Source organism: Glutamicibacter sp. 363, assembly GCF_052379505.1.
Taxonomy (GTDB): domain Bacteria; phylum Actinomycetota; class Actinomycetes; order Actinomycetales; family Micrococcaceae; genus Glutamicibacter.
Window position 1 is genome coordinate 1 of the sequence record NZ_JBQSYR010000004.1, and the last position, 24,493, is coordinate 24,493.

The 24,493-nt window shown below is 56.2% G+C and carries 19 protein-coding genes and 1 pseudogene; 10 read left to right on the forward strand and 10 right to left on the reverse strand.

Annotation, left to right across the window (positions count from 1 at the left end; translation table 11 throughout):
• The 4 genes from ACT3UA_RS03400 to ACT3UA_RS03415 form a co-directional block, all read left to right on the forward strand.
• The coding region (locus ACT3UA_RS03400; RefSeq protein ID WP_444615524.1) for a 2-dehydro-3-deoxygalactonokinase at positions 1–248 on the forward strand (248 nt) is incomplete at its 5' end.
• 41 nt (positions 249–289) lie between these two features.
• Positions 290–934 carry a 2-dehydro-3-deoxy-6-phosphogalactonate aldolase gene (locus ACT3UA_RS03405; RefSeq protein ID WP_444615525.1) on the forward strand — a complete coding sequence of 215 codons (645 nt, stop codon included), beginning with the start codon at positions 290–292 and terminating at the stop codon, positions 932–934.
• The gene (gene dgoD / locus ACT3UA_RS03410; RefSeq protein ID WP_444615526.1) at positions 931–2,079 is read left to right on the forward strand and encodes a galactonate dehydratase; all 1,149 of its coding nucleotides are present in this window, start codon (positions 931–933) and stop codon (positions 2,077–2,079) included. Before ACT3UA_RS03405 ends, dgoD begins: the two co-directional genes overlap by 4 nt.
• A gap of 5 nt (positions 2,080–2,084) precedes the next feature.
• Positions 2,085–3,407 (forward strand): MFS transporter, encoded by a 1,323-nt coding sequence (locus ACT3UA_RS03415; RefSeq protein ID WP_444615527.1) that lies wholly within the window; start codon positions 2,085–2,087, stop codon positions 3,405–3,407.
• A 111-nt stretch (positions 3,408–3,518) separates the two neighbouring features.
• On the opposite strand, the gene ACT3UA_RS03420 is transcribed toward ACT3UA_RS03415, so the two are convergent.
• The 6 genes and pseudogenes from ACT3UA_RS03420 to ACT3UA_RS03445 all read right to left on the reverse strand — a co-directional run bounded on the left by ACT3UA_RS03420 (position 3,519) and on the right by ACT3UA_RS03445 (position 11,148).
• A complete protein-coding gene (locus ACT3UA_RS03420) occupies positions 3,519–3,998 on the reverse strand; it encodes a DUF4822 domain-containing protein (protein WP_444615528.1) in 480 nt (159 codons plus the stop codon).
• Positions 3,999–4,669: 671 nt separating this feature from the next.
• Positions 4,670–8,284: a tetratricopeptide repeat protein gene (locus ACT3UA_RS03425; protein ID WP_444615529.1), complete on the reverse strand. Its 3,615-nt coding sequence runs from the start codon at positions 8,282–8,284 to the stop codon at positions 4,670–4,672.
• Between the two features lie 35 nt (positions 8,285–8,319).
• Positions 8,320–9,288 (reverse strand): DUF4365 domain-containing protein, encoded by a 969-nt coding sequence (locus ACT3UA_RS03430; protein WP_444615530.1) that lies wholly within the window; start codon positions 9,286–9,288, stop codon positions 8,320–8,322.
• A gap of 156 nt (positions 9,289–9,444) precedes the next feature.
• Positions 9,445–9,627: pseudogene (locus ACT3UA_RS03435) on the reverse strand (IS110 family transposase); the annotation flags it as partial.
• Between the two features lie 220 nt (positions 9,628–9,847).
• Positions 9,848–10,837, reverse strand: a complete 990-nt coding sequence (locus tag ACT3UA_RS03440) for an IS3 family transposase (protein ID WP_444615621.1) — start codon at positions 10,835–10,837, stop codon at positions 9,848–9,850.
• Positions 10,837–11,148 carry a transposase gene (locus tag ACT3UA_RS03445; RefSeq protein WP_444615531.1) on the reverse strand — a complete coding sequence of 104 codons (312 nt, stop codon included), beginning with the start codon at positions 11,146–11,148 and terminating at the stop codon, positions 10,837–10,839. The genes ACT3UA_RS03440 and ACT3UA_RS03445 overlap by 1 nt, the downstream gene beginning before the upstream one ends.
• Positions 11,149–11,295: 147 nt before the next feature.
• Between ACT3UA_RS03445 and ACT3UA_RS03450 the strand changes: the two genes are divergently transcribed.
• The 6 genes from ACT3UA_RS03450 to ACT3UA_RS03475 all read left to right on the forward strand — a co-directional run bounded on the left by ACT3UA_RS03450 (position 11,296) and on the right by ACT3UA_RS03475 (position 18,882).
• On the forward strand, positions 11,296–11,685 hold the full coding sequence (locus ACT3UA_RS03450) for a (deoxy)nucleoside triphosphate pyrophosphohydrolase (protein WP_444615532.1): 390 nt from the start codon (positions 11,296–11,298) through the stop codon (positions 11,683–11,685).
• Positions 11,685–14,678 (forward strand): DEAD/DEAH box helicase, encoded by a 2,994-nt coding sequence (locus tag ACT3UA_RS03455; RefSeq protein WP_444615533.1) that lies wholly within the window; start codon positions 11,685–11,687, stop codon positions 14,676–14,678. The genes ACT3UA_RS03450 and ACT3UA_RS03455 overlap by 1 nt, the downstream gene beginning before the upstream one ends.
• A gap of 28 nt (positions 14,679–14,706) precedes the next feature.
• Positions 14,707–15,804, forward strand: coding sequence for a nucleoside hydrolase (locus tag ACT3UA_RS03460; protein ID WP_444615534.1), 1,098 nt, complete (start codon positions 14,707–14,709; stop codon positions 15,802–15,804).
• 117 nt (positions 15,805–15,921) lie between these two features.
• The gene (locus ACT3UA_RS03465) at positions 15,922–16,728 is read left to right on the forward strand and encodes a glycosyl transferase family 9 (RefSeq protein ID WP_105659162.1); all 807 of its coding nucleotides are present in this window, start codon (positions 15,922–15,924) and stop codon (positions 16,726–16,728) included.
• A 7-nt stretch (positions 16,729–16,735) separates the two neighbouring features.
• Positions 16,736–17,494, forward strand: coding sequence for an energy-coupling factor transporter transmembrane component T family protein (locus ACT3UA_RS03470; RefSeq protein WP_444615535.1), 759 nt, complete (start codon positions 16,736–16,738; stop codon positions 17,492–17,494).
• The gene (locus ACT3UA_RS03475) at positions 17,491–18,882 is read left to right on the forward strand and encodes an ATP-binding cassette domain-containing protein (RefSeq protein WP_444615536.1); all 1,392 of its coding nucleotides are present in this window, start codon (positions 17,491–17,493) and stop codon (positions 18,880–18,882) included. The genes ACT3UA_RS03470 and ACT3UA_RS03475 overlap by 4 nt, the downstream gene beginning before the upstream one ends.
• A gap of 141 nt (positions 18,883–19,023) precedes the next feature.
• Here ACT3UA_RS03475 and ACT3UA_RS03480 read toward each other — a convergent pair whose 3' ends face one another.
• From ACT3UA_RS03480 to ACT3UA_RS03495, 4 genes are all read right to left on the reverse strand, one after another.
• Positions 19,024–20,358, reverse strand: a complete 1,335-nt coding sequence (locus ACT3UA_RS03480) for an amidohydrolase family protein (protein WP_444615537.1) — start codon at positions 20,356–20,358, stop codon at positions 19,024–19,026.
• A 178-nt stretch (positions 20,359–20,536) separates the two neighbouring features.
• Positions 20,537–21,040 carry a very short patch repair endonuclease gene (locus ACT3UA_RS03485; protein ID WP_444615538.1) on the reverse strand — a complete coding sequence of 168 codons (504 nt, stop codon included), beginning with the start codon at positions 21,038–21,040 and terminating at the stop codon, positions 20,537–20,539.
• 164 nt (positions 21,041–21,204) lie between these two features.
• The gene (locus tag ACT3UA_RS03490) at positions 21,205–22,713 is read right to left on the reverse strand and encodes an AAA family ATPase (protein ID WP_444615539.1); all 1,509 of its coding nucleotides are present in this window, start codon (positions 22,711–22,713) and stop codon (positions 21,205–21,207) included.
• 319 nt (positions 22,714–23,032) lie between these two features.
• Positions 23,033–24,478 (reverse strand): PepSY-associated TM helix domain-containing protein, encoded by a 1,446-nt coding sequence (locus tag ACT3UA_RS03495; protein WP_444615540.1) that lies wholly within the window; start codon positions 24,476–24,478, stop codon positions 23,033–23,035.
• Positions 24,479–24,493: the final 15 nt, after the last annotated feature.

Below are 24,493 nucleotides of genomic sequence, written 5' to 3' on the forward strand. Positions count from 1 at the left end.
CGAGCGAAGTGAGTGACTATCTCTCAGGTCTCATGATTGGTGCTGAAATCCGGTCCGTTCTTGGCAAACAAGCCGCCAACGACGCTCTGTCACTGACTATCTGTGGCAATAAAGAGCTCAGCTCCAGATACACCAGGGCGCTGAATATTTTTGGAATTGATCAGGTGCGAGAACTGCAAGGCACAGCCCCTCGGGGAATCTGGGCCGTTGCCAGTGCTCAAAGGCGCCTGCAGACCGTTTCGGTCTGAGCCTCTAACTTGCCACACGATTTATCAAGAAAGGTTTTGCCGTGAATGAACTGACGACAACTTTGAAGGCTGCCGGACTCGTAGCCATTTTGCGAGGTCTTCATCCTTCGGAAGCTCAAGGCGTAGGCGAAGCGCTCTATGCCAGCGGTTTTCGGTCTTTGGAAGTGCCGCTGAATTCCCCGGAGCCATTGAAGAGCATCGAAATTTTACGCGGTGCGCTACCTGAAGACGCAGTAGTTGGTGCAGGAACTGTGCTCACCGTAGACCAGGTTCGTTCGTGCCAGGATGCGGGCTCCCAAATCATCGTTTCGCCAAACACCAACGTGCGGGTTATCCAAGAAACGGTGGCGCTGGGCATGGATTCGTTCCCAGGTGCTGCTACTCCGAGCAACGCCTTTGATGCCATTGAAGCAGGAGCGAAGAACGTCAAGATTTTCCCTGCCGAGCAAGTAGGCCTGGCGGGATTCAAAGCGTGGACCGCCGTGATTCCTTCCGGCATCGGCCTGATCCCTGTCGGGGGCATCAATGAAGAAAACATGGCGCAATGGCTGGAAGCCGGAGCCACAGGTTTTGGCATTGGCTCCTCCCTTTACAAGTCCGGACGAAGCCTTGAAGACCTGAAAACGAGGGCAGGCAATCTTGTCTCTGCCTACCAAACGATCCATGAGATGAGGAAGTCTGCATGAAAATTACAAAACTGACCACGTACATGGTGCCACCTCGCTGGTTGTTCCTGAAGATCGAAACCGACGAGGGAATTGTCGGTTGGGGCGAGCCAGTACTCGAAGGCCGCGCATCCACTGTTGCCGCAGCAGTTGAGGAACTTTCGGATTACCTCATCGGCCAGGATCCGCGAAACATCGAGGACCTGTGGACGGTAATGTACCGCGGCGGCTTCTACCGCGGTGGCGGCATCATGATGAGCGCCCTGGCCGGCATCGACCAGGCGCTGTGGGACATCAAGGGCAAAGCCCTTGGGGTTCCTGCCTACGAGCTACTCGGTGGCAAGGTGCGCGACAAGATCCGCGTGTACTCATGGATTGGCGGCGACCGCCCGTCGGATACCGCAGCCGCCGCGAAGGCCGCTGTTGAACGTGGTTTCACCGCCGTGAAGATGAACGGTACTGAAGAAGTTCAGTACATCGATACTTGGGACAAGGTGCAGGGGTGCTTGGAGAACGTTCAGGCTGTCCGCGACGCAGTAGGCGAGAACGTAGGCATCGGCGTTGACTTCCATGGTCGAGTGCACAAGCCAATGGCCAAAGTCCTGCTCAAGGAACTAGAGCCATTCAAGCTGATGTTCATTGAAGAACCGGTACTCAGTGAAAACGTGAACTCCATGCTGGAGCCATTGCGCAATTCCAGTACTCCGATTGCCTTGGGCGAGCGGCTGTTCTCCCGTTGGGACTTCAAGGATATCTTGGCCAGCGGAGCGGTGGACATCATTCAGCCGGATCCCTCGCACTGTGGCGGCATCACCGAAGCCCGCAAGATTGCGGCGATGGCTGAAGCCTATGACGTTGCAGTCGCCTTGCACTGCCCACTTGGCCCAATCGCTCTAGCCGCGAACCTGCAGATCGATGCCGGTGCATACAACGCCTTTATCCAGGAGCAATCCCTGGGGATCCACTACAACAAATCCAACGATCTCCTTGACTACGTCAATGATCCGTCGGTCTTCGCCTACGAGGATGGCATGGTTGCCATCCCTGAAGGTCCGGGTCTGGGCATTGATGTAAATGAAGAGTACGTCATTGAACGCGCAGCTGAAGGTCATCGCTGGCGCAACCCAATTTGGCGTCACAAGGACGGATCCTTCGCAGAATGGTAAATCGTATGTCTCAGTCGACACTGTCGTCAGCTGCAACACTCAAGAGCGCTGGCAAAGCTACAAAGACGCGCTACGCCGTAGCCTTCATGTTGTTCCTCACCGTAGTAATCAACTACATGGATCGTTCAAACCTCTCGGTTGCAGCGCCGTTGATCTCCGAGGAATTCGGCCTGGACACAGCACAGCAAGGCCTGTTGCTCTCTGCCTTTGGCTGGACCTATGCGGCCATGCAGCTACCGGGCGGTTGGCTTGTAGACCGAGTTCAGCCTCGTCTGCTGTACCCAATTTGCCTGGTGCTGTGGTCGGTGGCCACAATCTTCATGGGCATGGCCGGAAGCTTCATTGCTTTGATCGTGTTGCGAATGGCTGTCGGTGGCTTCGAAGCCCCTGCGTACCCAATCAACAACAAGGTGGTCACTGCCTGGTTCCCTGAACGTGAGCGCGCCACCGCTATTGGCTTCTACACCTCTGGCCAGTTCATAGGTCTCGCGCTGCTGACCCCCGTCCTGCTGTGGCTTCAGCATGCATTGACCTGGCACTGGGTCTTCGTGGTTACCGGTGCGGTAGGCGTCGTATGGGGCCTGATCTGGTTCGTCATGTACCGGAATCCGGTGGATTCCAAGAGAGCCAATGCCGCTGAAATCGAGTACATCCGCGAGGGCGGCGGACTTGTTGACCTTGGCAGCGAGAAGGCCAAGACGGTTGCACCGAAGCTGAGCAAGGCTGACTTTGCCTTGGTTTTGGGACGCAAGAAGCTGTGGGGAATCTATATTGGCCAGTTCTGCCTGACCTCCACGTTGTGGTTCTTCTTGACCTGGTTCCCAACCTACTTGGTGACCTACCGTCAGATGGATTACATCAAGACGGGATTCCTGACGTCGCTTCCATTCATCGCGGCGTTGGCCGGTGTACTGATCAGTGGTGTTCTCTCTGACCTCATGCTCAAGCGTGGGGTGAGCCTGGGTACTTCCCGCAAGCTGCCAATCATCACCGGGCTGTTGCTCTCCATGAGCATGATTGGTGCAATCTTCACGGACAGCACCGCACTGGTCATCACCTTCATGTCTATTGCCTTCTTCGGCAATGGCCTGGCTTCGATTACCTGGTCCTTGGTATCTGCACTGGCACCGTCTCGCCTGATTGGTTTGACCGGTGGCATGTTCAACTTCATCGGCAACCTGTCCTCTATTGCCACCCCAATCGTGATTGGTCTGTTGGTCTCGGCCACGGACTTCGGTCCGGCGTTCATTTACATGACGGTCATCGCGGCGGTCGGAATCCTCTCCTACGTGTTCTTGGTTGGAAAGGTTCAGCGCGTCGAGGGTTAGTATCCCGAGAATGGAGAACACCGAAAAACTATCGCCGTTCAAGCTGATGATTGTTCAGTTTGAACGGCGATAGGTGTTTTAGAGAAAGTTTTTGATCCAGGATTTACAGACCTAGGATGCTGCTGGCTCTGAGTGGTCGGTGGGGGTGTGCACGATGTCGAAGTAGACGTCGGTCTTTTCAGGATCTGGGAAGACTCGGTAGGTGAACTCGTCCGCAGTCAAGGTGACGATGTCTGAGGCACGTGTGAACTGTACTTTTCCGGCGTCATCTTTGGCGACGATGGTACGGGTCTTGCCAACATCGGAGACGCTCCAGTCACCTTGCATCTTTGCTGAGTCGTCCAAGTTGTACATGTTGAAAGTTCCATCGCAGTGGAAGTAGGCGTTGCCGACAAAGTTGCTGACGTTTCTGTCGTTGAGTTCAACGTCGTCACCGTTGGCATCCAGTGCCCTGGTGGTTTCCCAAGAGGTGGACGATAACACCGAGAACGGGGAGCTGGTTGCATCTGCGGCGGCAGTGGCTGAAGATTCGACCTGGCTGCCAGCATTTGCTTGGTCAGCGCCGGCGCCGGTGGAGCATGCGGCGAGCAAGCCAACGGACAGGAAGCCTCCAGCGACGGAGAGAGATAGCTTATGGGAATAACAGAATGATTTCCTAATGTTGAGTATGGGCAAAAATTCGGTATGCACCTTCGTGCGTATAGGTGTTTTTCTAACAATATACGTACGCGTAAGGGTACAAAGCGTTTTCCGGCCCGAAAGACCGCAATGCCGTTGTAGAACTCGTTCTCCGACCTGAGCCCAACGGGAATGAAATCTCAAGACCTGACGATCTTGACTTGGCGCGAGCAATACCCGGCCATTCCCGCTATCCATCGGCTGCTACCCGAAGAGGGATCTTCGATAGTGGTGCGCAAAGTTCTCTACCGATTGGTGGAGCTGGATGCTCAAGAAGGTTGGTGTAGAAACTGGCGAACAACCCTGTACGGGCGTACGACCTAAGCAACGGCTAGGTTTGTGATAATTGGCCCTCAATATTCCTCGGCATTATTGCTTCATCTACATTCAAGAAATCCAAGAGCTTGGTACCAACCACGGGACCTCGACGATACGTAGAAGATCGACTACCTCGCGCATCACTCTGAGAGTATTCGTGGTCAACTTGAATTGAGATAGAACGCGTGATCTGCATCTTTTCAAGTCAGTCGTAACTTTTTCCAACCAAACTAATGCCGGACACCTTCCAGATTTCATCCGGGCTGCTAACGGTGTTCGGACGGCTGAGTCAGGATGATCCCTGAAGCTAGATATCTGTCAGAATCATCGAGATGACTCACAACCTCCAGTAGCTTGGCCTTGGCCATCGTGGGGCCGAAAAGTTTATTCACTATGTTGTGATAATCCCTGAGTACATGTTCAAGCGGATCAGAAACCCCCTGACTTGGTTCAATGGCTTGGCGTATTCCGCTTAGCACGAATGAAAAAAGGTCGGGGCGGCTCATGGTCTTGACGAGACAGAAATGAAGCAGGAAACGTAGGTTGTGAGAAACTTGCCCGATCTCTTCGCCTGCAATTGTCATGACACCATGAGCCGCATAATTCACCCAAAACCCAACCGCCTCAGATGATTTTTCATGGTTGTTATTGATGCCCTCGGCTAACAAATCGAGTGCTGCCGCCGTATCCTTCCAAGAGGAGGGACGTGTCAGGATCGCAGCGGCACCGCTGGCTTTCCAACCATCAAACTTAGCGGCCAAATGCCAGATGCGGGGCTCGGAATCTAGATCTACGTGGAAGTTGGAGATCAGCGTTGATTCCGCAGCATCCCGTTGCTGCTCTGAAATATTCCCAGCATCGGTCAGGAATCTAAGCAAGTCCACCGTTCCAAATGTTGATTGGCCTTGCTGAACGGCAAGAGATCGCAGAGCAAGATCGTCACACCAAAATGCAACTTCGTTTGTGAGAGCGTAGTCGAGCGTAGAAAGCCAAGTAGAGCCTTCCCCGAGATCCTTGAGGTGGTTGAATTTCTGCCAAGATTTGTGCTGGGCTCTTTTGAGAATCGCCACGGTCGCGTCGCTGTGTCGCGCTATGCGGTCAGCTTCCTGCTCAGTAATCTCGTTACGGACGAGCTTTTGTTCCTCGGCGTTCCATCCAATTGTCAGCGTGGAACGTAGCTGGCAGCTTTGCTGCCCCTGTAATGCGTCTTTATATGTAGGCGTGGTGGTCCGCAGGACTGAAAATGCCCCAATCAGCTGATCCTGAACTTCCGAATCCAGTAAGGCCAGTGTTACTGCGGCGGATGTATCCACTGCAACGTGCTTATCGAGTGCCTTTTCGATTGAGTTTGCCGCTTGTGGAGCATAAGACGGATCATGGCTGAATATTCGCTTAGCGGCACGCAATATCGCAGCTTCTGCGTAGCTTTTCCCAGAGATTTCGGAGAGTAATCCAAGCGGAAGTTTTCCTTCGCAAATGGATTTTTCGATCGCTCGACGTTCTGGATCTTCTGGGATTCCTTTGAAATGTTCTTTCAGATCTTCAAGAAATTGCTGGGCAGATTCGAACTTCAAGGCACGGAAGGTCACGCTATCGGGATTTTCACTGGTGTACGTATGCATCTTGCCTTGCAGCGTTTTGATGTCCGTTTTCGAAGCATTTCCGGCGGCAAGGAGTGTGTTGGCGAGGAAGATGCCTAGCAGCTCCGCGTCGTCACTTTGCTCGTGCATGATCCTTAGCGAATGGCTGACAAACGATGGCCGAGTGTCATGCTTCGAGGCCAGATGTATCCAAAGTGTGGCGTCGTGGTTGCTTCGCGGGCCGATCGGTGCACCGTCGTGGTTCAGTACGTCCCAGGCCGCTTGATAATTTCCCATGCGTGCATGTAAATGAACAAGAATCCATCGAGTGTTCTCGTTCTGCGGATTATTCGCGACCATTCGCCGGGCTAGCCGCAAAGATTCTTCATGCCGTTCCAAGGCTTCCAGGGCATCGAAACGCAACATGAGAGCATATTCTTCGCCGGTCGATCCACGTACAGCCATGTTGACTGCTTCTCCAGCTGTGCGCTCTGCCGAGGCATTTTCGCCTGCCCGGAGGTAGCTGCTTGCAGCCATGCTCATCAGCCGTGATGAACTCCATCTATTGGCTGCTTCCTCCAGCACTTGCCCTGCTTCCTCATGTTCTCCCCGGCCAGCAAGCTGTTCGGCCAGCAAGCCAGCAAAGGACTCGGACTTACCGACCTTGGCCCTGAGTAACGCAATTTTGTCGCCGGAAGCGGACATAGTTCGGTGTATGTCGCGAATATCTCTGACGGCATCGGGATAAAGAGTTGAGAGTTCGTTCAAATCAGGTATTTCGACCCCAAGAAGGGCTAGTGCATTGGCGCTCCTGAGATGGTCGAAATCATTGGTCCCTTCATCCCATGCTTTGCGCCATTCCATTGCAGCGTTCTCGCGGTCATCTTGGCGGAAAGCAACCCACCCATTAATATAAGCAATGACAAAAGGATCGTCGAGTTCGGACGCCACGGTTTGAGCCAATGTGTAGTCGTTCTTACTCGCGGCGACGAATGCTGATTCGATGCAAATCCGCTTGTTTTTGGATTCCCTGAATGATGCTTCACCCAACGGTGCGCATTGGGTTAGTCGCCAGGCTTGGTCCAGGTCATTGCTAAGAACCGATGCCTTGACGGCTTCTAGTATCGCTTCGACGCTGTCGCCACCCCAAGTGCGTCTGGCGTTCCGGGCCGCTATGGCAAGTTCACCGGCTCGAACAAGATCAGCGATATTTTCATCGCCTCGGCCGTGCTGTCCGCGCCAAATCAAAGCTCTTGAGGCTGCAAGTGCAAGGCCGCTGGCACTCGAATCTCGGTCGAATGCGTTCTCGAGGACGGATATGGCCCCGTTAATGTCGTCCAGTCCTTCTAGGCACGCGGCTTGGAGCGATGTTTTTAGTGCCGTATCAGCGTCATCAGCTGGATCCCAAGTAGAGAGGGCAGCTTGAGAGTCGCTGAAGCGTTTTTCCGCGATCGCCAGAAACGCTTTCGTCATCGCATGTGATGCGTCAGAACGCTTGACAAACTCTTGAAGATCAAGAAGACCCTCGGGGACGGCTGCATCCACAAGCATGATTGCCTTTGCTTCCCAGTAGCCAGGATTCGTCGCTCCTTGATTCACCCCTTGTTTGTAGAAGAAAATTGCCGCCTTCTTAGCCTTGTAGTCTTCCGCGACCGACCCAAACCAGCACCAAGCTGCTGAGGGGGCATCGGTAAATTTTTGCGGGGGTCTAGTGCTCCAATCGGCTAATACTTGGCCACGGTCCTTTTCGTAGACCAAGCTTTCGACAAATTCCCGGAAGGGAGGCCAAGATTCGGCAATCCTCCTGGCGGGTTCTTGCCTCCAAGGATGCAATTGAGCCACAGCGCGATCGAAAGACTCAGGTACGTCGATTTTGTCGAGAATATGTTGGGTCCCGGCAAGAACAAGCGCTTGAGTCTTTGAATTTTCTTGGGCAGTAGTGCGTTGAGTCCAAACCGTGCCGAGGGAAATGGCATCCTTCGCTGGCAATTCTCGCTGGTATTCTTGCAGTATGAGATGGAGGACTTCCTTAGCACATTCCAGTCTTTTCTCCGCAGGCTGCCCCTCAATGACTACGGCAAGACTTAGGAGCGCTGACTCGACCTCGGTGGCGCTGCCTTGGGATATCTGATTCTTTACATCATCCCGTTCAAGCCAGCGGCGTATGGATTTCCTCGAAATCCGGATGCCGTGTTTTTTGCATGACTTTACCGTTGCTCGGGCAACTCGTTTAGACAAACCTTTTCGGTCCAGAAATTCCTTGGCTTTGCCTGCTGCGCCCCCAAATACGGCTTTTGACAAAGTCGACAGAACTGCTGTTGTTATTGGGTCCAAAGCTACTTCCCCGGCACAAGAAACGGCATGTAACCTTCGGCAAATTCATCAATCTTGAGGAATGCTCGGCCTAGGTCATTGAGCACTAACTCCAGCCTCCAAAAATCTACCTCACCAGCCCCGTTCCTATATGGGCGCAGCCTCAGATCGTCGAACTGCTTGCTCCAGTCCTCGTAAGACTCGCTTTCAAACCGAAAATAGCCGTCGACATAGCGAACGCACTCGGATTGCCACGCGTCATAATCCGCCTCTTCGTAAGTTTCTTCGTGAATGACTGCATTAGCCCAAGGCACAAGACTAGGCAGGAGGGATTCGTATTCCCTTAGCCCCGCCGTAATCATCCACTTGCCCAGTTCGTCACGGTCTTCATTAGTCGCATCAACTGACACGATAGAAAGGTCCCCACGCCCAGAAGACTTGTTGATCCATTCCTCGGCCTCCAGCAGAACACGCCGCCCATTACTAAGTAACCTCATCCAGGGAAGTGCTAGACGCAACCGCCGGATACGAAGGTCATAATCGCTACCAGCCGAAAGCTCAGCAAGCTCTTCTTTAGATGCTTCCGTTAGCTCTTTCGCTTCCTTGATTAGAATTCTCTTACCGCCCTTGGGTCCCTGAAGAACTCTATCTCGTTCTACGGACTCCCAGTAGGCTTTCCCTGTGTCGATATTACAGAAAACCACAATGACAGGCAGCGAATGCTCCAACCAGTATTGAAGATGATCAGCTTCGGGGTAGAACCACCAACCATCAGGAGCCGCCTTAAACCAACTCTCACCGGACTTGATCTGCGCAGCTACTAGTCTTCCCGTAACTTCTCCGCCCATGATAATTTCAATCTGAGCATCTATTCCGAAGTCCAACGTGGGCTGTTCGCGAAATAGCCATCGAAGTTTCTGATGCACCATCGTGCTGACCAGGCCCACACCGATCCGGTCAGTATGCGCGGTATCTTGAATCTTTTGTCCCATGCGATAAGTCTAAGAGAAAGTCAGCAAGTCAAAACGAAAACTGACCGTGACAAACGTGTTGGCTAGGGGAGTACCGACAGTCGTATAGAAGCAACTTGTTCCGCCCACTCAAATGCTGAGACGAGTTAGCTGGCGTAGGGAAGTATATGTTGAAAGTCAAGCAATTTTCAGCTCCGGAACGTCGTCGAGCACCGCATCACGGATCATGGCGAACAGGACGGTGAGCCGTCGGTAGGCTAACGCGATGATTGCTTGAATGTGACGTTTGCCTTGGGGCGGTTTCCGGTCATATGAGGCTGGGTCCCCGTTCGGGTTGAATCTGATCGGGGCGCACCGGGAGAAACAAGGTTAGTGACAAATAACCCTTGAAGGTACTGCCATTCTTGCAACGTGATGTGAAATCTCGTGACTTCGTGGACACTGAAACTCATTACTTCGTGGACACTGAAACTCATTACTTCGTGGACAGCGGATCTCAATACTTTGTATGTCCTGTCTCAAGACTTTGTGGACACACGATCTCATGACATCGTGGACACGATGTGAACCGTCCCGGAAATTATGCCGCCAGTTTACTGGCAGCTACATCGGGTAACGAGCCGCTCATTTCATCATAATAGAGTTCTTCAAATTCCACCGGAGTGCGATACCTCAACGTCGAATGGAACCGCTCGAAGTTGTACCAATGCACCCAATCCACGACAAGGTCCACGACGTCAGACTCCGTAACCAAAGGCCCGTTCCTGAACGGTGAATCCTTAGCCACGGCCGCGTTCTTGAACAATCCCATCACCGTCTCGGCAGCGGCATTGTCGAAGGCATCCCCGATCGTGCCAATCGATGGAATCAGCCCTTCCAATGCCAGCGTTTGCGTATACCGCTGAGAGGCATATTCTGACCCGGCATCGCTATGGTGGACGGTGTCAAACACTGGTCTCACATGAGAGTTTCGCTCACTACGCCGCTGCCATAGAGCCTGCTGGAGAGCTTCCTCCACAAACGTAGTGTCATGCGAGGTCGACGAAGCCCAGGACAGGATCCGACGGGAGAACAAGTCGATCACAAAGGACACGTATGCGAACCCGCTTCGGATGGGAACGTAGGTGAAGTCAGTGACCCACACTTTGTTCGGAGCATCGGTGAAGAAGTTCCGATTCAGCAGATCCTTTGCCCGGATTTTGTCCTTGGCGCGGATCGTCGTGGTGGTCCGTCGTCCTCGCACCAGGCCGTTCATCCCGGCCACACGCATTAGCCGGTCCACAGTGTGTTTGGAAATATCGGGGAAGCCGTTGCGTTGCAACCAGACCCGCATTTTCCGTCGCCCGTAGAGCACTTCAGGTTTCGGCCTGCCCGTTTCTTGGTTGGGTTTCTGCAGGTCATGCAAGGCATTGAGAATGAGTGCATCGGTCACCACTCGGGGTGCCGGTTGCTCGGCTTTCCAGCTGCGATACGTGCGGGCAGAGACCTTCAGGCCTTGAGTGTTCAGGGCCTGACAGATCTGCTGGACTGCATGTCCACGTTCGCGTTGCTGGTCGATGAACTCGGTGATTAGTGCCGGCGAGGGTCCAGCTCCCTCGCGAAGAAAATCGCTGACTGTTTCAAGATGTCGTTGGCTTCTTCAAGATCTCTGACCTTGGCTTTCAAAGCTTTGATTTCAGCGAGTTCGTCGCTGGTGGGCCCGGTGCGTTCACCGGCATCGATCTGAGCTTGGAGAACCCAGCGGCGCAGGGTTTCTTTGCCGATGTTCAGCTTCGGAGCCATGTCTGCGCAGGCTGCGTAGAGGGACTTATACCGGTCAAGGCGTTCCATGGCGTAGGCCACTGCGCGGTTCTTGACTTCTGGGGTGTACTGCTTGGGCATGTCTTCCATTCTCTCAAACGTAGACGGCATAAAACCCGGGACGCTTCATGGATCTGGTGGAGCAGAATGTGTTTCCGTCTGGACAGACCGATAGGATCGCAACTATCGGAAGTCGCGATTTGAGATCTACGTTAGAGGAGAATTAGCTTGAAGAAGCAAATCAATGTTGTTGGTGCCGTTATCATCAGGAACGATGAAATCCTCTGCGCTCAAAGAGGCCTAAATGGAAGTCTCGGCGGCATGTGGGAATTTCCTGGTGGCAAAATTGAGCCCGAAGAAACTCCTCGCGAAGCACTCGAACGTGAGATTCGAGAGGAACTCCTCTGCACGGTCAAAGTAGACGCTGAAGTCACGAGTACCACCTATGAATATGACTTCGGAATTGTTACTCTGACAACCTTCTATTGCGAGTTAGTCGAAGGAGAACCGCAGCTAACGGAGCATGAAGATGCAATGTGGCTCAAACGCGATGAACTCATGTCCCTGGAGTGGGCGCCAGCGGACATTCCCGCGGTGGAACTCATCCAGGCGGCATAGTGAAGACTAACGCTGATCTCGTTCTTGGTAGTGGTCTCTCTAGAGACGTCACATTCGGATTCTTAGACGGGAAACAGCAATCTCGCCGCCATCACCACCCTCGCGTCGTATTGAACGCTGACGGCAATACGGTTCTGCGCATCCTTCGCGAAGAGCTCGCCCGTTGTGATGAATTCATTTTCTCCGTTGCCTTCGTCACCCCGAATGCGATTGCTTTGCTTAAACAGGAGCTCGTGGAGTTTTCGGGTCGAGGAACGATTGTCACCTCCGACTATTTGGGCTTCAACTCACCGTCGGCTTTTAGTGAGCTACTAAACCTTGAAACTCTAGGTATCAACGTTCGAATTCACAACGCGGGAGCCTTTCACCCGAAGGGTTATATCTTCAAAACCGAGAATATGGTTACGGCCATGATCGGCAGTTCAAATTTGACCGGTAACGCGATCGTGAAAAATCATGAATGGAACCTGAAGGTTTCAGCATCCGAGGGCAGCGATCTTGCCGACCAGCTAACTTTGTTGACCCAGAACCAGCTTGAAGAATCCATAGCACTGAGCCAACGGTGGATAGATGCGTATGCGGAACAGTACACACCTCCTCCGATACGTCGGAAAGTAGTAACTGCCCCTCGAACTGATGCTGATGAGCAGCTTTTGCCGATAGCAACTGAAGAAGATCTTGAAGTGACTGGCCAATTGCTGGATGGCGCTGCGTCGTCCGAGTCGCTCATGCCGATCCTCCCGAACCAGATGCAAACGGAGGCGCTCAAGGCGCTGGAGCAGGTTCGGTCGAGCGGGGAGTCGAAGGCCATCGTTATTTCGGCAACTGGTACGGGAAAGACGATCCTCTCGGCATTGGAAGTACGCGCAGCTCATCCTGGTCGGTTCTTATTTATCGTTCACCGCGAGCAGATCCTCGATAAAACCATCCAAGAGTACCGCCGCGTCATCGGCGGCGACCACAACGATTTTGGCAAACTTGCGGGTGTCGCCAAACATAGCGACCGCAAGTTTGTTTTCGCAACGGTGCAGACATTGTCCCAAGACAGTGTGCTGCACGAAATTCAGCCAGACGCTTTTGACTACATCATCGTTGACGAAGCGCATCGCGTTGGATCTCCAACATACAAGAAGGTCCTTGGATACCTCGAACCTACTTTCCTGCTTGGGCTAACAGCTACACCAGAGCGAAGCGACGGGTTCAACGTCTTTGAGTTTTTCGACTACAACGTGCCGTATGAGATTCGCTTGAATCACGCGTTGGAAGAGAACATGCTGAGCCCATTTCATTACTACGGGATAGCCGACGTAACGCTTGATGACCAGACGACCCTAGACAGCACTGATGATCTGGGATATCTAGTGACCGCGGACCGCGTTCACCACATCGTTGACGCCCTGAATAAATATGGGCAGGCGGGTGTTGCTCCGAAGGGGCTGATTTTCTGTTCTCGTAAAGTGGAGGCTGCTGCTCTATCTGCAGCGCTGAATCAGCAGCAGCTTCGTGGGAAAACTTTGCGGACGGTGAGTCTCAGCGGTGACGATTCAGTGGAACAGAGAGAGCAAGCAGTTGGGCAACTGGAACGCGGAGAACTCGACTACATCCTCACCGTCGACATCTTCAATGAGGGGGTGGATATCCCCACGGTGAATCAGGTCGTGATGCTTCGCCAAACGCAATCGGCAATAGTGTTCGTGCAGCAGCTTGGACGCGGTCTGCGTAAAGCACCGATGAAGGACTACTTGGTGGTTATCGACTTCATTGGCAACTACGCGAACAACTACATGATCCCGATCGCGCTTTTCGGTGACGAGTCAATGAACAAAGAGTCGCTGAAAGAGAAGCTTATTTCCACCGAGCAGGCAGGCGTGCTTGCCGGTCTATCGAGTGTTCGATTCGATAGGGTCTCGCAGCAGCGTGTACTTGATTCCATCCGTACAACTACTCTGGACAGCATCCAAAAGCTCCGCAGTGCGATGCAGTCGATGCAGAACCGTGTCGGACGCGCACCGAAACTCTTCGATTTTTATCGATTTGAATCTGTCGATCCGGTATTACTGGCAACGAAGAAAGAAAACTATCCAGCATTGGTCAAGAGTCTTTTGCGGCTTGACCATGAGCTTAGCCAGGATGAGCTCAAAGCGTTGTCACTACTATCGCATGAAGTCCTGACGTCGAAGAGAATTCATGAGTTCGTGCTTGTCCGTGAGTTGCTTTCACACGGATCGGTAACCTTGCCCCAATTCCAAGCAGCCCTCTTCAACGAAGGAATCGACGCGGTCCATCGCGAATTGATGAGCACCGTAGAAACTCTGAATCTTGCTAATCACGGACAAGTTGATCAAAGTCGATATGGAATTCGCTTGGCGAACATCGATGGAGAGTCGATATCGGCTGACCCTGGTTTTCTCAGTTCATATCGTTCTCACCGTGCATTCAGCAACGAAGTGGACGACATCATACAAACGGGCATGGCCCTAGTGCGAGACCGGTATGTTGCTGGAGATCCGTTTATCGTTGGAGGACAGTATTCCCGTAAGGAAGTAACGCGCCTCTTGGGACTACCACGAAAGTGGACTTCGACGCTGTACGGGTACAAAGTCGACCCAGAATCGAAAACCTGCCCGATTTTTGTGACGCTGCACAAATCGGACGATATCTCGGCTAGTACCGCGTACCAGGATGAACTGGTTGATCCATCCCATCTGCGGTGGTTCACACGATCAAGGCGGACGCTACAGAGCGATGAAGTCCGGCGAATAGTGGATAACGAGGTTGATCTGTACGTCTTCGTTAAGAAAGACGATGCGGAAGGCACCGAATTCTTTTACTTAGGCCAGGCCGATTCACTTAATGCCGAGCAGACTCACATGTTTGGAAAGAACCAGGAGCAGCTTGACGTTGTCACGATGAACCTGCATTTTGAGAAAGCGATTGACAACGCTCTGTACGACTACTTGAGCCCGAATGTAAACCTCACGGAGTCTGGCTGATGTTTTTCTGGAGCTTTTAGGAGTGCGAGTGAATGCAGTGCGATCCGATGCGGAACGGGATGAAGGCGAACCACAGGTTCGTCTTCTAATTGATAACGACACAGGTATCGACGATGCCTTGGCGCTGACGTACCTCTGCTCTCTCGACCATGTGCAAATAGAAGCGGTCACCAGCACCCCGGGCAACGTTGACGTAGAACAAGTCACCTCGAACAATCGGGCACTGCTCAAGCTCTGCGGAAAGCCGGTTGTTCCGGTGCTCATCGGTGCAAGTGAACCACTTGAGATTCCTCTGGTGACAACGCCTGAAACTCATGGCCCGCAAGGCGTTGGTTATGCAACGCTCCCAGATCCTGATCCAAGACTTTCTGATGAAGTGGATGCCGTTGATTATTGGATCCAAGCAGCACGCGAGAACCCCGGAGAACTGTCCGTCTTGCTCACGGCACCGCTGACAAACTTCGCTCTGGCACTTCGCCGCGAACCACGTCTTCCCTGGTTGCTGCGCAAGGTAGTGATCATGGGCGGTGCCTTCTATTACCAGGGCAACACCACGCCTACGGCCGAGTGGAACACCCACGTGGATCCGCACGCCGCAAAGGAAGTCTTTGCAGCCTACACAGCGGCCGCTGAACGAGGGTTGGATTCCGCGAAGCTGCCGATTGTCTGCTCTCTGGACACCACGGAACGCTTCGAAATGCAGCCGGACTTCCTGACAAAGCTGTCCAATGAAGCTGGATGCGCTGAACCGGAAATAGTCCGGGCCAACGACCCGGAAGGGACATTGAGCAAGTCCTCCAATCCGCTTGTGCGTTATCTCTCCGACGCCCTGCGGTTCTACTTCGAATTCCACAGGCACTACGACCAGGGCTACATCGCCCACGTGCATGATTACTTTGCCGCCGGTGTTGCCGCGGGGACTTTGGACTACGAGACCCGTCCTGCAACGGTGGACGTTGAGACAGAATCGCAATTGCTCTTCGGTACCACCGTGGCTGACTTCCGCGGGCTGTGGGGCAAGCCGGCGAATGCCCAGGTAGTCGTGGCAAATGACCCCGAGGCAGGGTTTGCCGAGCTGGTCCAGCGCCTCGGTGCGCTGGCAAAGAAACTCAACGAGAATTCCTGAGCGCAGGCAGGTGGGCTAGAATCGTCTACCGGGTCGAGGTGACATAGACCCGCCATTCGCGCGTTGCGGGAGCAATCCTGTGCGCAGCCAAACTCGTATCCCCAGGATTGCCTCATCATGTCACCGAACCTTCTTTTGCCCGAAGCATCAGCGACCCAGCTCCTGCGCCGCAGGGTGCTCGGCGCGGCTGGAACCCTGCTGCTCGTTGGAACCTACCTGTTCCTGGTCATCACCCAACCCGCGGGAATTGTCGAGGGCCTGGGCCAGGGAGTTGCCTTGGCAACGTTCGCCGCCTACCTGATCGCTGCCGTCCTGCTGCTGCTCGCTGTGCTGCCGGACCTGCCGGTCTCCGCCCTGACGCTGATCCCGGTCGCACTGGCACTGAACATCATCCTGGGCCAATTCGTCGGGTCCGTCATGGTCCCGCTCTACCTGGATTCCATCGGTACTGTTCTCGTGGGCTTCCTGGCCGGCCGCCGTGCCGGCGCCGCCACCGGCGTGCTCAGCACGCTGATCTGGTCGCTGTTTGCCCCCACCGTCTTGCCATTTGCTGCTGGAGCCGCTCTGGTCGGTTTCCTTGCGGGAACCGCCGCTCGCTACGGCGCCTTGCGCCGGCCATACCTTGCACCAATCGCGGGCCTGGTTTCCGGTGTACTGGTTGGCGTAGTCTCCTCGCCGGTAGCTGCCTTCGTCTACGGCGGCACCTCGGGAGTCGGTACCGGCGCAGTGGTTGCGGCCTTCCGCTCCATGGGTGATTCGCTGCTCTCCGCGGTCACCAAGCAGGCCCTGATTTCCGACCCAGGAGACAAGGCAATTGTCTTCCTCATCGCAGCGCTGCTGGTCTTCGCCTTGCCGAAGCGCTTGAGTGGTTCCTTCGAATTCATCCGCCGCTACAAGGTGCTGGGCAAGAGCGGAAACAAGTAGGCCACCTATGAAGCGCCGCATCGCTGACTTGCATCCTTTTACCGTGCTTTGCCTAGCCGTGCTCACCGTTTCGGTGGCCACAGCTGCCAGCCGCTGGTGGCTGAGCTGTGCGGTGATAGTGCTTTGCCTGGCCATTGGCGCAGTTGCGGGCACGGCCCGTAAACTCGCGGCGCTCAGCGGTGCAATCATGCTCCCGACTCTCCTGTCCTTGCTGATGATCCATGGACTGGCGTCACGGGATTCTTCGGCGGTGATCGCGGCATGGGGGCCAGTAAGCCTGACGCTTGGGGGAGTGGAGATCGCCATGGCTCTGGCCTTGCGCACCGCTGTGCTGGTGGTGGCCGGTTTGCTTTGCGGTTTGCTGATCGATAAGCACCAGCTGGTGGCAGCCATCGATTTGTCTCCGGCTCCGCCGCAGGCGGGATACCTGTTGGCATCCACGCTGTTCCTTCTTCCGCAGATGATGGAAAAGCAGCATGCCATCGGCGAAGCCCAGGCCTTGCGGAAGGCAGGAACCGGCCGTGGCTTGGTCGGGTGGCTGCAGCGCTTCAGGCTGCGCGCTGTGCCGCTGGTGCTCTCCTCGGTGCAAGACGCCCATGACCGTTCGGCGCATCTGGCCGCGCGCGGTTTTCCCGCCCGCGGTGAGCACAGCAGATTGCGCCACGTCGCAGACTCGCAGATCCAGCGGGGCGTCCGCTGGGTTGTCCTGCTGTGTTCGGTGCTGGTGCCGGTAGCGATTCTGGTGCCTCTTGGGGGAGCCTCATGATGGATATGGATCATCATGCACCTGCCGGAAGCACCGCGGCGCTGCACCTCAGGCTGGGAAGCTTCCGCTACTTCGAGGCGCACGCCGAGACCTTGCGCGAAATCGAGATGGAATTCTCCCCGGGTTCCCTGACAGTCATTGCCGGCAACTCTGGATCCGGGAAGTCCACGCTGGGCGGAGTACTAGCTGGCATGCTGCCGCGGCCGGGAGCGGACCAGTGCGAGGGAACGGTCATCCTGGCGGGGCAACGGATCGATTTTTCTCCTGAGCATTCGCCACGAATCGACATAGCCGGCTGGGCCAGGCATGTGGGATTGCTGCCCCAGGATGCCGGGCGCTACCTTTCGAGGATTCGCCAGACGGTTGCAGAAGAGCTGGCCTTCGCGCGGGAGAACGAAGGAATGCCCCGCGTAGAGATGGCAGAGCTCATCACCGAGCTTTCCACGCGGCTGTCCCTGGAGCATCTGCTGGAACGCGACCCCGCCAAGCTTTCAGGGGGCCAGGAACGCCTGGTCGCGTTAGCGGCGTTGTCCGCAGCCAAACCTTCCATCATTGTGCTCGATGAACCGCTGGCCGGTTTGGACTCCAAGGCAACTGCAATAGTGACCGCGATGATCACTCGGCTGCGCGCCGCGGGCACCGCGCTTGTGGTGCTGACCCGGACAACTGAAGCATGGGAAGCCGAAGAGGATGCCCTGTGGACCTTGGCGGACGGAACTTTGCGGCCTGCATCTGAAGGCACTGGAACTGCTGCATTGCCGTCCAAGCGAAGAAGACCATCCATCGCAGCAGCATCAGCAGAGCCCCTGCTGGCCTTTGCTGGCGTGCAGCTCGGATACAAGGGTGCCAGCGCCCCGGTCCTCTCCAACCTTGACTTCGAAGTCCGAGCCGGAGATTGCGTGGGGCTGGCCGGCGCCAACGGAACGGGCAAGACCACGCTGCTCAAAGCCGCCGCAGGGCTAATCAAGCCAACTGCCGGAAAAGTGCGGATGGCAGGTGATGCCGGGATGCTCCTGCAGAACCCTTCGGACCAGCTCTTCGAACGTACCGTAGCCCGGGAAGTCGCCTTTGGCCTTCCCAAGAAGAGCAGCCAACGCGCCCGTGTGCCGCTGGTCCTTGAACAGCTGGGCCTGGAATACTATGCCGAGACCCATCCTTATGAGCTGCCGGCTTCGGCCCGCCGGCTCGTTGCCTTGGCCACCGTGCTGGTGCGCGAACCGCAGTTGCTCCTTCTTGATGAACCAACCGAGGCGCTGGACTCGGCGGGGCTTCAATGCCTGCACGGGGCAATCGATTCGGTACTCGAACGCGGGGGAGCGGTGCTGTTCTCATCCCATGATGAGCGGTTCATGTCGCTCACCGCGCACAGGGTGCACCAGCTGTCGTAGGAATTTTTTGCCGCGAAATAGGCCCCCATTTCTTTGCCTCGGAAACTTTCGCCCAACTCAAGTCACCTGAAAATAGTGAATCGAGCTAGGAGGTTGTCCAACGGCAACGTGCAGCGCTGTGCGGTGGCCTGCCCTGACAAGTCAGTTCAACTCGTTGCGCACGATCTTCCCCTGGGCAATGACCACCTCCACCTTGGACAGGGCCTGTGCTCCTTCGAGCGGATTCGATCCCAGAATTACTACATCCGCCACGCCCTTGCGAAACAGCTGGCCCACGCCCTGGCGTTCGACACCGATCAGCTTCGCAGGACGGGTGGTCACCGATTGCAGCGCCTGCAGCGCGGAGAGCCCGGCGTCTTCCAACGCCTTGGCCTCGACTCCGATCGGCATGACATCCGTGCCGAACGAGTCGGTCCCGGCGACTACCAGCACGCCAGCCTCATTGGCAGCGCGCACGGCCTGCGCCAGTACCGGGCCGAACTCGCGGCCGCGCTCGGCGATCACCGGATCCGATGAGTTGGCCATTCCGGCCACCCCGGCCAGGGTCGGAGTGAATGCGGTGCCTCGGCGGACCATCTGGCCGATGGTCTGTTCATCCACGAAGACTCCGTGCTCGATGCTAGCCACTCCCGCGCCGACGGCTCCGGCAATGCCCTTGGCGCTGTAGGCGTGGCAGAGCACCCGGGCGCCGCGGGCCGCCTTCACGATGGCCGAAAGCTGCTCCCGGTCGTAGACCAGCTCCAACGGATCTTGCTCGGCAAGGCCCGCGCGCGGATTGGCGCGCGTCTTGATGACCGTTGCGCCGCGGCGCAGATTCACCCCGGTCAGATAGGCGAGATCCTTGACGTCGCGGATGTTGTCCTCCAAGGCGGCCAGCGGAGCCAGCTCGGGATCTGCGAGGATCGAGTCGCCCTGTTCGGGGGAGACGAACAAGCCTGCCGGATGCATGCGAGGCGAAAGCCCGGGATTCCATTTCGGCAGCGAGGCAAGCGCAATGTCCTGGTAGAAGGTGGATGATCCGCTGCGCACCGTGGTCGCCCCGCTTTGCAGGATCAGGCGGACGTCCTCGAGCCCGTTGGCGTGCACGTGGGCATCCACCATCCCGGGGATGATGAATTTGCCGGTGGCATCGATGCGAGTTGCCTGCCCCGCCGCGTCCTTCACTGCATTCCGGGTGGCCTCGTGGTTTCCAACGGCTTCGACCTTGCCGTCGCGCAGCACCAGCACGCCGTCTTGAGCGGTGTCTCCGGTGGCAGGATCGATGAGCGTGCCGCCCTCGATGATGATCGGGACTGTTTTCAATGCCGAGCCGTGGTAGCTCGCTGCGAGTCCGCCGCGCTCGCCGGAATCCGCCGAAGCGGGTGCCGCGAAGCCAAATGCGCCGAGGCCCGCCAGCGCCGCGGCTCCGGCCATCACGCTGCGCCGGGCGAGGGCTTGGTTGGGGACCGGGCCAGCGTTGTGGTCGTGTTCGCACATGGGTGTGATTGCCTTTCGACGTGGGACGTTTTCCTGAAACTCTATAGCAGGGCAATGCTGACCTGAGGTGCAAGTCACATTATTAATGCCGGATCCAGATTCGGGTTTTGCGCGTCTTGGAGACGCCGCAAAGCAGAAGGCGTGGGCAGACGAATGCGAGTGGAATTCGGACCATGTGCTAGCGACCAGCTTGGGAAGAAGCTGCCGTGCGCGGAGGCCCGAGGAATCCGGCGGTTTTGCGCAAGACCTCTTCAACCGAATGCAGTTCGCATTCCCAGAGCGTCAGCGATTCCCAGCCCAGAGAAGCCAGGTCATGGCGGTTGCGGCGATCGCGGGAGATATTGGCGTCCAGCTTCGGGTTCCAATACCCGGTATTGGACGTGGGGCGGCGGCGACCCACGGGGCAGTCATGTCCATGCCAAAAGCAGCCGTTCACGAAAATCTCTTTGTCCCTGGCCGTGAACACCAGATCCGGCGAGCCAGGCAGCTTGCCACCGCGCAGGCGGATGTCTGGATGCTTCGCGCGGATTGCGGCTGACTTCCGCGCGGGCAGTGCTCCATGCAACTGGTAGCGGTAACCTGCGGCATGCAACAGGCTGCGCAAGGCAAGTTCGGGTTGGGTATTCTTGCTCGCAATGCGCGACATGTTCCGCGAGCGCTGCTCGGCCGATACGGTGTCCATAATCCATTGTGCGCGCTTGCTTGCGGGGCGAGCCAGCTCGGTTGTCTGGCCACCGCGATTTCAAATTTGACCTACCCAGCCTTGGAGCAAGGACAACGAAGCAAGAGGAACAATTGGCAGGAATTCACCTACCAATTCCCACTCGGCGCGACCCAAGCAACGGACTAGTCGTCTTTCGCTTCCGGCGACTCCGCTCCAGAACGCGAATCGGTATCGGTGACAAATCCGAAATCCCTCGTATCGGGCAGCGCCGACCAACCGAAGGATCCGAAGCTCTCCTCGTCAGGTTCGCCACCATCCAGATCTGGGTCTTCGGTGCCGCCGAGGAAGTTCCGGGTCAACGTCGCGGAATCGTCCATGAAGTCCGCCGCTGAAATGCGCACGTGCCGTTCGGTGACCGGCACTCCGGCGATGGACGCGGACAAGATGGCCCGGCGGATTACCTCGCGGGTAAATGAGGCGGTAGTGCCCTCGGTCAGCTGGGCTACCGAGTCCACCGTTTCCTTGGACAAATCCAGCTTTGAACCGTAGAGCCGCAGCAGCGCCTTGCGCCCGTCAAAATCTGGCCGGGGTATCTGGACCGCCAGATCGATGCGTCCCGGACGCTGGACCAGAGCCTGTTCCAGGGATTCCACCCGGTTGGTGGTCAGCACAAACGACACGTCTGCATCAGAATCCAGACCGTCCATGGAATCCAGGACCTCAAAGAGCAAGGGCTGTGGACCATGGCCAAAGCTGCGGTCTTCGGCAACCAAGTCGCAATCCTCGAGCACCACGATGGACGGCTGCAGTGCACGAGCCATGGCCGAAGCCTGGGAGACCAAGGACAGGGTATTGCCGTTGAGCAGAATGACCGTATGATCCTTAGCCGCCGAAGCCAGATAGCGAACCGTGTGGGTCTTGCCCGTTCCCGGCGGGCCATACAGCAGCACCCCGCGCTTGAGGTGGGCGCCGAGGGACAAAAGAGCCTGACGGTGCGCTCCGATGCCCAGCACCTGCTCTTCGATTCGTTCGCGCAGACCGGTAGGCAAGATCAGCTGCTCTTCGCTGATTTCTTCGCGCTGGTGGAAGGTGACGCCGGCATTGGATTCGGAGTATTCACTGGATTTGAAGGAAATGACTTGGCCGCGGTAGATGCTGGTGGTGTGCAACTGCTCGCGGAAGTTGGCAAGGAAGGAATCGACAAGTTTCTCTTCGGTGCACAGCACTTCCAAGGTCGCTTCGGGTTTGCCGTATTCCGGGTTTGCCTGGCGCAGCAAGATGACCACAGGTATCTGCTCTGTGCTGAATAAGTGAATGCCAAAGGAGAGGAATCGTTGCTGCTGTCCCGGTCCCACCGCCAAGGTGGTGTAGGAAGGCTCACCAAGGACACCGAAGTCACCTTGCACACCAACGAGATCACCTAGGTCAAAATGGTGCCGGTCCTGGCCTGCTAAACCGATGATCCTGGCCTGCGGGTCACCTGAAATCAACCGCTCCAGGACAATGTTTGCATCCGCCAAACGGTGGGAGGCGAATTTCTCAACAACCAACGGTACGGTGTCGGGGTCTATTCCCAGATGTTCTGCCAGCACCGGTGCCAGAAGCTTGCCTTTGGGCTGCTCCTGATATTGCTCGGCCAGTTGCGCCAAGTGAGCGAAAGATTTCAGGAAACCGCGCAATTCTTCATCCATGAACCGAGACTACCAGTGGCAATAGACATAAAAACAGAGGCTGACTTGGCCAATACTCCATCCGTTGCCCGGTCACTTGCGGCTGCGGGCAGTCGATGCTCCTGAAAGCCACTAAGACACGGTCTGCGTGGAAGGTAGCGTCCCCACCACAAAATGCCGAGGCCTCTTGTGGTGGGGACGGTGCTCCGTGGTTCCCTCAGCCGGTCGACGCTGCCGGAGACAAATGCAAGGAGGGCGTCTCGAAGGAAAGTGCCGTGCACAGCCGCCACCGCCGGCAAGACTCAGAGGGTACCGATCAATCACCACAGATGGCTGGATTCTATTCGGTGCTTATCTGTTGAACTTTAGTTCGCATAACCCGGCCAACGATCACATCGATGAGAAGGAAGAGGACCAAACTGAACCCCATCAGCGGGAGGAATATCCCTACGGTGAGGGATGCTAGCAGCACCAGCACAGTGCCCCACCACGGAGCGCGGACCAAACCGCCGCGTGCAGGTGTTTTGCCCATGCGCCGTAAGGGATTTCTTGTCGGGCGGCGTTTCCACCACATCACGTACCCCAGCACCACCATGGTGGCGATAGCGGAGGCGACGAGGAACAACAGGATCTGGTTCGGCAATCCGAACATCGAACCCATATGGGTATCGATACCCCAACGCGTGAGCTTCGCGGCGAGGTTGAAGTCACTGAAATCTATGCGGTCAACAACTTCCAGTGTTTGACCGTTAATCGAGACTGCATCAACTTCCGTGGGGTAGGACCGCTGAATTTCCTGAACCACCCATGATTTTTCTGGCCCGGCAGGCACCTTGATCTCCACCAGCCCGGTATTGACATTAACTTCCTTCGCGATCGAAAGCATGGTGTCGAAGGCTGCGGGGTCCACCGCCTCACCGGAGGGTGCTGCGGCGGCCCCGTGGTGGGCGTGCTCATCATCTGCGCTTCCCTGGCTGGCGGACAGGTCTGTTTTCACCGCAGGGGTACCCCAATTCAGTGCGGACCGCAGCTCACCGACGTTCCCGCCTCCATAGGTGGACCAGGTGATGCCGGTGGCGGAGAGGAAGAACGCGCCGAGCAGGATCCAGATGCCAAGGGAGCCATGCCAGCTTGCCAGGCGGCGATAACCGGTGGCTTTCAGATTGGGGCGGATGAGATCCCTTTTGCGCTTGGTTCGCCTGATCCGCAAGATCCATAAGCCCAACCCGGCAAGGGCAATCACACCCAGCCAGGAAGCGGCCATTTCACTGTACATGCGCCCGGGCTCGCCAAGGTGCAGGTTGCGGTGCAATTGGTCTATCCAGGTTCTCAGCGGTAACGCGCCACTGGTTCCATAAACGGTGAGGTCTCCTCTGACTTCGGCAGTGGCGGGGTCAATGAAAATCGCTCTGGTTTCGCTCTCGCCAAGATTTGGTTCGGCATACATCACTCTGCTGGTGTCCCCGGGGTGCGGTGCCGGGCGCACCGCTACCAGATTGCCTTCGCCTCCAATGTAGTTGTTGGCCGCTTGCACCTGATCTGCCAATGGCACGTAGGACTCAGCGACCGGCGCGTGCAGCTCCTTGGCGTAGACCGCTTGTTCAATCTGCGGGGTGATCGCATAGAGTGCGCCGCTCACCGCAGCTACGAGAATGAACGGTCCAATGAGGATTCCCGCGTAGAAATGCAGCCGCAAGAGCAGTTGTCCGAACCAGCCTTTGCTGCTGGTGCGCGGTGTGGGGGAGGGCGGCGGCGATTTGGCGGGTGTCGTTTCTAAAAGTGTCATGAGTGGTCCTCGAAA